The organism is Streptomyces sp. W16 (assembly GCF_033194735.1).
Lineage (GTDB): Bacteria > Actinomycetota > Actinomycetes > Streptomycetales > Streptomycetaceae > Streptomyces.
Genome location: NZ_JAWOAI010001172.1, coordinates 1 through 875 on the forward strand (window position 1 = coordinate 1; position 875 = coordinate 875).

Consider the following 875-nt stretch of genomic DNA (forward strand, 5'->3'; position numbering starts at 1 on the left):
GCCCAGACCGCGCAGGCCAGGGCGGTGGTGGTCGCGAGCCGTAGGGCGGTGGGACGGACCGCACGGGTCCGGCGGACAGCGATCGGAGTGGCGGGTCCGACGCCGGCCCGGCAGATCCGTACCGTCTCGGCGGCAGGGCCCCGGTCCGCGTCCATGGCAGGACCCTGGTGTACTCCGGTGCCGCCGTTCTCCCCCGATACCGTGGCGCGGCTTTCGTCGGCGACTGTGCCGCGGCATTCCCACGCGCCGGTGCTGTGGCTTTCCCCGGTGCCGGTGCTGTGGCTTTCCCCGGTGCCGGTGCTGCGGCTTTCGTCGGTGACGGTGCCGCGGTTCTTGCCGGCGGCCGGATCCGGTCCCCTGCCCGGAAGCTCAGCCGAAGCGCCGCCCGCGAACAGTGCGAGCCCCGCCTCCCGCTGCAGCAGCCCGCGCGGTCCGTCGATCAACTCGCCCAGCACATGCTTGAGTTGGGTCGGGTCCCGGATCCACGCGGCGACGCCCGCCTGGTCCAGGGCGGACGCGTTGGTCAGCCCGTGGCCGGGTATGCAGCCGTAGCTGGCGACGGGCAGGCCCGCGGCGAAGGCCTCCAGCGAGGTCAGTCCGCCGGCGTTCTGGACCAGGACGTCGGCGGCGTGCATCAGACCGGGCATGTCGTCGACCCAGCCGTGGACGTGCTCGACGCCGTCCGCGCGGAGCTGTTCGGCCAGCGCCTCGTTGCGGCCGCAGACCACGACCGGTACGGCCGCACCGCAGTCGCGCAGCTCCCTGGCGACCTGCCGTACCGGGCCCACACCCCAGGAACCGGCGACCAGCAGGGCCAGCGGCGCGTTCGCGGGCAGGCCGAAACGGGTGCGGGCCGCGGCGCGTTCCATCGCGTT

1 protein-coding gene is annotated in these 875 nt (G+C 74.3%); it reads right to left on the reverse strand.

Translation table 11 applies throughout. The features are described from left to right. Positions 1–875 (reverse strand): glycosyltransferase (locus R6V09_RS54010; RefSeq protein WP_317888676.1); only part of this gene is annotated, 875 nt, incomplete at both ends.